The following is a 9,479-nucleotide window of genomic DNA, read 5'->3' on the forward strand; positions in this document are numbered from 1 at the left end:
CGCTCAGGAACGGGCGCTTGAGGCTGCGCAGGCCCGTCTCAGTGAACTGGAGCGGGATGTGTACAGCCGGGGTGGCGGCGGTTTTCTCGGTGGCCTGTTTGGCGGGCGCAGCCACAGCTACCGGTCCTCGCCCCATCAATCCTATCGGGCCGGTCCCGGCGGGCGGCCATATGGCTACGGCTCGTCCACGCGCCCGCTCGCCTCAGGCGGGGGCTTTCTGGCCGGTGCGGCCCAGACCGCCATGGGCGTGGCGGGCGGTGTTCTCATCGGCAGCCTGATTGCCAGCGCATTTACAGGAGATGAGGCAGCCGCTGCGGCACCTGAATACGATCCCGGTGTCGGCCCCGGCGAAGATACCGGCGCGGCTGGCAGCGAAGTGGGCGGCGACGATTACTCCGGAGGCGATGACGGCTTCAGCGACTTTGGAAGTGACTTCGGACTGGACGAGTTCTGATCTCTCGGCGCTGGCTGCGCCACCTATGCTCTTACCGGTAAAGCAGCACCGGTATCAGACAGGTGCGGATCATCTGCGTTGTCGTGCTGCCAACAATCAGTTGGCGGATGCGGGAATGGCCATAAGCTCCCATCACCAGGAGGTGAATGTCATGCGCTTTCACATAGTCGCTGATCGTCGCCTCCGGCTCCCCGGCCAGTCGCTCCAGAGTGTATGTTCCGCCCGACGCGATCAGCCGCTCACGCGCCCACATCAAATGCCCTTCCGCCGCCGGACTTGAGTTGGCAACCATTACCACGTGCCGGTCCAGATCCTTGAGCAATGGGTTGGCGCAAACCTCCTCCACCGCCTTGCGGGAAGAAGCCGCGCCGTCGTAGGCCACCAGGACACGATCGATCGGCTTGAATGCCCGGGCGGCAACCAGCACAGGGCAGTGAACGGCGCGCACCACCCGCTCCACGCTGGATCCAATGTGCAGCCGGTCAAAGTCCGCCGCTTCCCCGCGTTTGCCGATCACGATCAGAGATGTGCTGGCTTCCAGTTCGCTCAGCGCGTCCACAAGGCTGCCGTGGCGGCAGCGGCTGCTGATGTTGTACATGCCAAAGGCGCGCATCTGTGCCTCGGCGTCCTGCAACAGGCCGGATCCCCGCTGGACCAGAACCTGATTGCGCTGCTCGTCCAGTACCGCCAGTTCCTGCAGCAGGCGATCCTGCGCACCCATGCCCATACCGGCGTTGAAGTCGGTATAGGCGGCGGTATCGAATTGCCGCTGAACCACGTGAAGCAGTTCCACCGGAAGCTGCAAGCGCTCGGCGGCCCAGGCCGCGTGGCCGCAGACGCTGGGCGTGTAGACTGATCCGTCAACGCAGGCGATGATCCGGTTCATGGCATTCGCTCCCACCCCCAGCCTGCCGCGAGCGGTGCAGGCAAGCCAAGAAAATACACACCGCATTTGAAGTATTTTCAAACCGACCAGGGGCAAGCGCCGCACTGAGCATCCCGCCAAGACACGCTTAAAATGCGTGCTTGGCCACCACCTGCACGCGGTTCAGGCTGCCCTTGTCTCCACTCAGGAGCTTGCGCTGGCCGTAGCGGTACTCGATGCCGAGATCGAGCGGTTTGACCGGAGAATAGAACAGGTTCACCGCGATGCTGCGCGCCAGCTCGTTGGCATCCAGCGGAGCGATACCGTTCGAAGGGTAATCCACGTCCTGGAATGATCCCATGATGTTGCCGCGCAGCTTTTCCGTGAAGCCGACGCGGAAGGCGATGAAGCCCGCCAGCACGTCCACCGTCTCCATGTCTCCTGCGCCGGTTGCAGGATCCATCACATAGATCACGTCCGGCGCGAAGTTGAAGCCGACATAGCGGCTCGCGCCCTGCCCGTATGTGAGCATGAACCGCACGTCGTACGGGCCGTCCTTGCCGAAGGGAACACGACCGGCAACCGAGGCGCCCCAACCGAACTTCTTCGCATTGTCCTGCGGGCTGTTGACGGAGAGTTGCCGCGCCAGCCCCGCAAGGCTGAATTGACCGAATGTGGGCGACCACACCAGCCGGACCGTGGCGTCGGGAATGTGATCGTCGTCGTTCTCGATCATCACTGCGGAGGTCGGCGTGATGCTGGCCGTCTCCGGGTTCTCCAGCGCGAACGAGAGAGTGAACTGGTCTGACAACTGCCGGGTATAGCGCGCCTGCATCTGCCGCACGAAAACCGTGCCTTCGGTCACGCCAACGAAGTCCGCCGCTTCCGGCAGTACGGTCACATTCTGGAAGTTGCTCCACTCCTGTCCGAAGATCCACCCATCGTAGGTGATGAAGGCCCGTCGCAGCGCGAAGTTGTAGCCGTTAGTGGTCCGCTCTGACCCTTGGGTGCCCGGCGAGGTCTGGAAATCGGCCTCGATGTGGGCGCTCACCGTCTTGCCGTCCATCGGCGTGTCGGTGTTCAGCACGATGCGGGTCTGCTTGGCATGGGCGTCGAAATCCACGCCCTCGCCCGCGCCGGGCGTATCGTCCACGGGAATGAACTGGGGCAGGTAGAAATCCCGGCCCAGCGTGTTGGTGGCAGTATCGCCCTTGCTGTAGTCGCTGACCATCGCGTCGGCCTTGATGAAACCGCTCAGACGGAAGGTCGTGTTGCCGATGCGAAAACCTGTGCCCGGCGGCTGGTTCTGGGCGGACTGGCTGGCCGCACTCTTCTCTCTTGGCCCTGCGGCCGGTTCAACAGCGGTAACCGCAGCAGTCTGGGCGGCGGCCTGCGCCGTCGTCGCTGGAACGGCCGGAGCGGCTGCATTCTCGGCCGTCGTGGTCTCGGAAGGCTGCGGGGGCACCCCAGTCACGCTCTGGGGCGGGGTCTGTGTTTGCCCCGGCTGCGCTTGTGCCTGCAGCTGGGGTGTCTGCTGTTGGCGAGTGGCGTTCAGTTCCTGCCGGACGTCGCGCAGGGCCTCTTCCAGTTGGCGCACCCGCTCTTCCAAGACGGCCGTCCGGTCCGCCCCTGTTGCGGGCGGTTGAGACTGCGCCACTGCTGGAGATGCGCTCAGAGCGACCCCCGCCACTCCCGCCAGAAGCATCAGACGCTGCTGCATGACACTCGCCATGATGTCGTCTCCACCATTGGTAATTCAGGCGTTGGTAATTCAGGCGTACATCTTCCGGGCGCATCCCGCCTTGGGCGTGACGCTGCCCGCATGAACGGCAGGCTTTGCGGTTTGGTTCATCATTATTGGCAGGGTCCGATATTTTTTCTGGAAACTGCTGCAAATCCGCCGCAAACCTAGCGTCTCGGGCCTTGCACGCTGGCGCCAGATCAGGGAAGCTCGGCCACAAGCTGTAAAAGCAAAGCGTCATTGCATAAGGGTAAGATGAGGGGATTAAGGTATGAGTGAGCAGGTGTTTGCCGTTCCTGCGGACTGGAAGCAGCGTGCGCATGTTGACGCTGCCGGCTATGAGCGGTTGAGCGATGAAGCGCGCCGCGATCCGGTTGCATTCTGGGGCGAGCAAGGCAAGCGCCTGTCGTGGGATGTCCCCTACACCCAGGTCAAGGATGTCTCCTTCAACGCCGAGGACTTCCGCATTCGCTGGTTTCACGACGGCAAGCTGAACGTCTCGGTCAACTGCATTGATCGCCACCTGCCCGAGCGTGCCAACGATGTCGCGATCATCTGGGAGGGTGACGATCCCTCGAAGTCGAAGACCATCACCTACGGCCAGCTGCATGCCGAGGTCTGCCGCTTCGCCAACGTGCTGAAGGCGCGCGGCGTGAAGCGCGGTGACCGGGTGACCATCTATCTTCCGATGATCCCAGAGGCAGCCTACGCCATGCTGGCCTGCGCGCGCATTGGCGCGGTTCACTCTGTCGTGTTCGCCGGTTTCTCGCCGGACAGCCTGGCCGGTCGCATTACCGACTGTGACTCCAAGGTCGTCGTCACCGCAGACGAAGGCCTGCGCGGCGGCAAGACCATTGCCCTGAAGGCCAACGTCGATGCTGCCGTCGCCCAGTGCGCCGGCGTTGAGGCCGTTATCGTCGTCTCCCACACCGGCGGTGCCGTGGCGATGACCGAAGGGCGGGACGTGCGCTACGAAGACGTAGCGGCTACCGTTTCCACCGATTGTCCGGCAGAGAGCATGAACGCGGAAGACCCGCTGTTCATCCTCTACACCTCCGGCTCCACCGGCAAACCCAAGGGCGTGCTGCACACCACAGGTGGCTATCTCGTCTATGCGTCCATGACGCACGAGTACGTGTTCGACTACAAGCCCGGCGAGATCTTCTGGTGCACTGCCGACATCGGCTGGGTCACTGGCCACAGCTATGTGGTCTATGGTCCGCTCGCCAACGGCGCGACCACGTTGATGTTCGAGGGCGTGCCCAACTACCCCTCTCCGTCCCGCATGTGGGACGTGGCGGACAAGCATCAGGTCAATATCCTATACACCGCGCCGACGGCGCTGCGCGCCCTGATGCGCGAGGGAGACGAGCACGTCACCCGCACGTCACGCAAGTCGATCCGTCTGCTGGGTTCCGTCGGCGAGCCGATCAACCCGGAAGCATGGCTCTGGTACCACCGCGTCGTCGGCGAAGGCCGCTGCCCGATCGTGGACACCTGGTGGCAGACCGAGACCGGCGGCATCCTCATCTCGCCGCTGCCGGGCGCGACCGACCTGAAGCCGGGCTCTGCCACCAAGCCGTTCTTCGGCGTGCAGCCGCAGATCGTGGATAGCGAAGGCAAGGTTCTGGAGGGCGCATGCGAGGGCAACCTCGTCATCACCGACAGCTGGCCCGGCCAGATGCGCACGGTCTACGGCGATCACGAGCGCTTCTTCCAGACCTACTTCAGCACCTATCCGGGCAAGTATTTCACCGGAGACGGCTGCCGCCGCGATGAAGACGGCTACTACTGGATCACCGGCCGCGTCGATGACGTGCTGAACGTCTCCGGCCACCGCATGGGCACGGCGGAAATCGAATCCGCCCTCGTAGCTCATCCCAAGGTGGCAGAGGCGGCCATCGTCGGCTTCCCACACGACATCAAGGGTCAGGGCATCTACGCCTATGTCACCCTGAACGTGGGCGAAGACCCGACCGAGGCGCTCCGCAAGGAACTGGTCACCTGGGTTCGTCAAGAGATCGGGCCGATCGCCGCACCGGATCATATCCAGTTCGCGCCGGGCCTTCCCAAGACCCGCTCTGGCAAGATCATGCGCCGCATTCTTCGCAAGATCGCCGAGAACGACCTGTCCAATCTCGGGGACACCTCCACGCTGGCCGATCCCAGCGTGGTCGATGACCTGATCGGCAATCGCGCCCGCGCGGCCTGATCCGGAGCAAGCAGATGATCGATGCGGGCGGAAGCAGAACCGTGGAGACCGAGCGGCTCCTGCTCCGCCCGCATCGCCTGGAAGATCACGAAGCGTCCTGTGCGCTGTGGTCTGATCCGGTCGTCACCCGCTATACCAGCGGACGCCCTCTCCCGCCGGAGGAATGCTGGACCCGGCTGCTGCGCTATGCTGGTCACTGGACCCTGCTCGGTTTCGGCTATTGGGCAGTCGAGGAAAAGGCGAGCGGCCGCTTTGTCGGAGACATCGGCCTTTCCGATTTTCGCCGCGATCTTCCCGAAGCCTTGAACTTCAACTCCGCACCGGAAGTCGGCTGGATTCTCTCACCAGGCGTTCACGGCAAGGGCTATGCCACCGAAGCGGTCCGCGCCGCCATGGCATGGGGGGAACGGCATCTCGACGCCAAGCGCTTCGTGTGCCTCATCAACCCCGAGAACAGCGCCTCCCTCCGCGTCGCCGAGAAAACCGGCTTCAAGCCCTACGCCCGCACCCGCTATAAAGACGCCCCCGCCACGCTGCTGGAGCGATTGGTCTAGGGCCGCCTGCCAAATATTTTCCTCTTGGGTTCGGACGCGCATATCACCGCTGCGACGGCCCACTGGCTACTGGCTCTATAATCCATTAGTATGATCCCCAGTTCTTGGGGGACCTATATCAATGAAGATTTTCAGGTTGGTCGTCGTTGCGGCCGGTCTTTTACCTTGTGCAACTCACGCGGCGGACAAGCCGCTGATCGGGCCGCCGCCTGCCTGGGTAAAGCCGATTGAACTGTCGTCCGTTCCGCCGAAATCCAATGATGCTGCCGTCCGTCTGCTGCTGACTGACGCCCAAGTCGATCTGCAGCCTGATCAGAAGGCGGTTTATAATCACAGCGTCTTCCAGATACAGACCCCGGAAGGCCTTGCGATCGGCAACCTGTCCTTCGACTGGCGCTCGGAGAACGGCAGCATAACCGTTCACAAGCTTCTGATCCGGCGCGGTGATCAGGTCATTGATGTGCTGGCGTCCGGCCAGACATTCACCGTCGTCCGGCGCGAACAGAACCTCGAGAATGCCATGCTGGATGGCGTCCTGACTGCCAATATCCAGCCGGAAGGTCTTCAGGTCGGAGACATTCTGGAGTTCGCCGCCACGTCCACATCAACTGACCCTAATCTGCCCGGCCATGCGGAGATCATTGCCGGAAGCTGGAATGGTATCGAAATCGGTCAGGCTCACCTGCGCGTACAGTGGCCGTCCACCATGCCGGTTCGGCTTCGCTCGATCGCGGACCTGCCGGTGCTCAAGCCTGTCACCGTCGGCGGCACGACCCACGTCGAGTTGTCTTTGACGAATGTGCAGCCCTTGAATCCACCCAAAGGTGCGCCGCCCCGCTATCACTACGGTCGCATGATCGAATTCACCAACAAGGCGTCGTGGGCTGATCTGGCTGCGCTGATGGCTCCGCTTTATCAGAAGACTGCGGTCATTCCTGCTCAGGGCCCCTTGCGCGATGAACTGGAGCGCATCCGCAAGCTCTCGGCTGATCCGAAAGTGCGCGCTGAGGCCGTCCTCGCCCTCGTGCAGGACCGAGTGCGGTACGTGGCGCTCATGATGGGGGAAGGAAACCTGCTCCCGGTCGATGCCGAGACAACCTGGTCTCGCCGCTTTGGCGACTGCAAGGCCAAGACCTCGCTGCTGCTCGGCCTCCTCCATGAGCTTGGCATCAAGGCTGAGCCCGTTGCGGTAAGTACGGTCGTTGGTGATGGCCTGGACGAGCGCCTGCCCATGTTTGATCTGTTCGATCATGTGCTGGTACGGGCAACGGTCGCGGGCAAGGCCTACTGGCTGGATGGCACGCGCACGGGTGACAAGAGCCTTGATCGCCTCCAGGTGCCCTATGTGGGCTGGGGTCTGCCGCTGGTTGCCAAGGGCGCTCAGCTCGTCCGCATGGTCCCGCAGCCGCTGGAAGCGCCTTCCGAGACGCTGACGATTCATATCGATGCACGCAAGGGTCTGTCGATCCCGGCGCCGACCAGGATCGAGACGACCCTCACCGGCGACGCTGCTTCCAGTCTCAACAGCATGCTTGCCAACCTCTCGGGGGATGCCCGTGAGCGCACTCTGCGGCAGTACTGGCGCAACGAGTTCAATTTCATCGACGTGACGTCGGTTGCCTCTGCCTTTGATGCCCAGTCCGGGGAAATGCGCCTCTCAATGCAGGGCCTGGCCCGCATGGACTGGGAGGACGGATGGTATCAGACCGACAGGACCCGCGTTGGCTTCAGGGCAGATTTCACCCGTGATCCGGGTCCTGACCAGGATGCACCGTTCGCGGTCGCCTACCCCTTCTACCGGAAGAATGTCGAGACGATCCTGCTGCCTCCGGGCTTCACCGCCGCAGATACGCTTCGGGAGAAAGACGTCGAGCAGACAGTCGCCAACATCGAATACCGGCGGCACGCCACCTTCAAGGATGACGTGTTCACCATCGTCAAGACCGAGCGGAGCATTGCCCCCGAGTTCCCGGCCAAGGAGGCACCGGCCGCGCAGGCCGCGCTGCGGAAATTGGCGGATCAGACCGTCTACCTCAGGAAGCCAATCAACTACTTGCGAACTGAGGAGGAGATTAAAGCCACGGTTAACTCTGACCCGACGACCGTCGAGCAGTACCTGGAGCGGGGCTACGCCCTAGCTCAACTTGAGCGTTACCGGGAAGCGGTTGAAGACTTTACACGGGCGCTCGAATTCAAACCCGGAGACCCCCAAATTCTGGCGTTTCGTGGCCTTGCCAATGCATGGGCAGGTAATATCGAAGCTGCTGCCGGAGATCTGGATGCGGCAAATAAGCTGGCTCCGAATATGCCTGTTGTTCATCTGGGGTATGCCAGAATTGCCATGAATAAACGGGAATTCCAGGATGCGGTGAAGGCATACACCAAGGCGAAGGAGTTGAATCCCGAAGATAGTTATCCATTGGTGGAACGTGCAGCTGCCTATTTTGAGCAGAAGGATTATGAGGCGGCCCTTCGAGACAGCGTTGCTGTGCTCAGCACAGAAAATCTGCCTGTCGTTGCTCTGGTTAAAATGCGTCTCCTGAGGGCTAATGTCTTCAAACGTCAAGGCAAGAAGTCGGAAGCTGCTGCGGAAGCAGTTGCATTGGCCCAGTCTGCGCCCAACAGTCATTACGCCCAGCTTGCTGTCGCGAATATCTATAGTGGGCTCGGCCAGAAGGCAGAGGCTCTGAAGGCGTATGACCGGGCATTTTCCATTGCACCTGATCCCTATGTTTACTTGAACCGCGCCCAGTACCTGCCGGACGTCTCCACGGAGGAGCGCATTGTCGATCTTGACAAGGCCCTGAAGCTTAATCCGGAAATGCGTGAGGCGCTTGAGGAAAAGGCCCGCCTGCAAACCCAAGCCAAGAATTATGCTGGAGCCATCGATACCTACACGAAGCTGATTGCCCTCGCGCCGGAGGAAATCAATCTGCTGAAGCTCAGAGGTCACGCTTACGCCCGATTGGGCAACACGCCTCTGGCCCGGCAGGACTTTGCCTCAGCACGGGCAAAGTCAGTTACAGCGATCGATTTCAATGAGTTGTGCTGGCATCAGGCGACCGCCGGTTTCGATCTGGAGACTGCGCTGGCCGACTGCAATAGGGCTCTTGAAAAAGAACCTGACCATTTCGCCGCATTGGATAGCCGGGGCTTCGTCCTGTTGCGGCTCGGTCGCCTTGACGAGGCGATCAGGGAATTTGATCGCGCTTTGGCAGAAGCGCCCGGATTGCCTGCCGCCCTCTATGGGCGTGCCGTGGCGTTGTCCCGAAAGGGAGACAAGGCTCGCGCCGAAGCTGATGCAGCCGCCGCACGCAAGGCATATCCTGACGTCGAGAAGGAATACGCTGACTACGGTCTCGAGTTGTAGGAGGGGCATTGGCGCTGGGGCCGAGGTTCAGCCCCTGCCCCTTCGCCTCTTAAAGCTGTCCCAAAAAACCCGCCCTAGCGAGAGGGCGCTTGCGTTAGCCGCTGGCACGCTCCCGAAAACGAATGTGAGTGTAGAGGGACAGAATCCCTCTACACTCCCTGATCTTGAACGTTGAATTCTTACGCCCGCTCGCGGAAGGCGGTGAACTTGACGTCCTTATTGTCTTCCGCCGCGCGGTCGAGGCGCCACTGGCTGCGGGCCATGTAGACCGGGTGACCGTCGC

General features: G+C 62.0%; 6 protein-coding genes. 4 read left to right on the forward strand and 2 right to left on the reverse strand.

What is annotated here, in order from left to right; all coding sequences use genetic code 11:
* On the forward strand, positions 1 to 454 hold a 454-nt coding region (locus tag VIG90_RS07150; protein ID WP_331592802.1), incomplete at its 5' end, for a DUF2076 family protein.
* 31 nt (positions 455 to 485) lie between these two features.
* Here VIG90_RS07150 and VIG90_RS07155 read toward each other — a convergent pair.
* Together VIG90_RS07155 and VIG90_RS07160 are read right to left on the reverse strand one after the other, a co-directional pair.
* Positions 486 to 1,340: a universal stress protein gene (locus tag VIG90_RS07155; protein WP_331592803.1), complete on the reverse strand. Its 855-nt coding sequence runs from the start codon at positions 1,338 to 1,340 to the stop codon at positions 486 to 488.
* A 127-nt stretch (positions 1,341 to 1,467) separates the two neighbouring features.
* The gene (locus tag VIG90_RS07160) at positions 1,468 to 3,051 is read right to left on the reverse strand and encodes a DcaP family trimeric outer membrane transporter (protein WP_331592805.1); all 1,584 of its coding nucleotides are present in this window, start codon (positions 3,049 to 3,051) and stop codon (positions 1,468 to 1,470) included.
* A 280-nt stretch (positions 3,052 to 3,331) separates the two neighbouring features.
* Between VIG90_RS07160 and acs the strand changes: the two genes are divergently transcribed.
* The 3 genes from acs to VIG90_RS07175 all read left to right on the forward strand — a co-directional run bounded on the left by acs (position 3,332) and on the right by VIG90_RS07175 (position 9,196).
* A complete protein-coding gene (gene acs / locus VIG90_RS07165; protein WP_331592806.1) occupies positions 3,332 to 5,272 on the forward strand; it encodes an acetate--CoA ligase in 1,941 nt (646 codons plus the stop codon).
* 14 nt (positions 5,273 to 5,286) lie between these two features.
* Positions 5,287 to 5,826: a GNAT family N-acetyltransferase gene (locus tag VIG90_RS07170; protein ID WP_331592807.1), complete on the forward strand. Its 540-nt coding sequence runs from the start codon at positions 5,287 to 5,289 to the stop codon at positions 5,824 to 5,826.
* Positions 5,827 to 5,947: 121 nt separating this feature from the next.
* Positions 5,948 to 9,196: a tetratricopeptide repeat protein gene (locus VIG90_RS07175; protein ID WP_331592808.1), complete on the forward strand. Its 3,249-nt coding sequence runs from the start codon at positions 5,948 to 5,950 to the stop codon at positions 9,194 to 9,196.
* The last annotated feature ends 283 nt before the right edge of the window (positions 9,197 to 9,479 follow it).

This window comes from Pedomonas sp., assembly GCF_036515995.1.
Classification (GTDB): domain Bacteria; phylum Pseudomonadota; class Alphaproteobacteria; order Sphingomonadales; family Sphingomonadaceae; genus Pedomonas.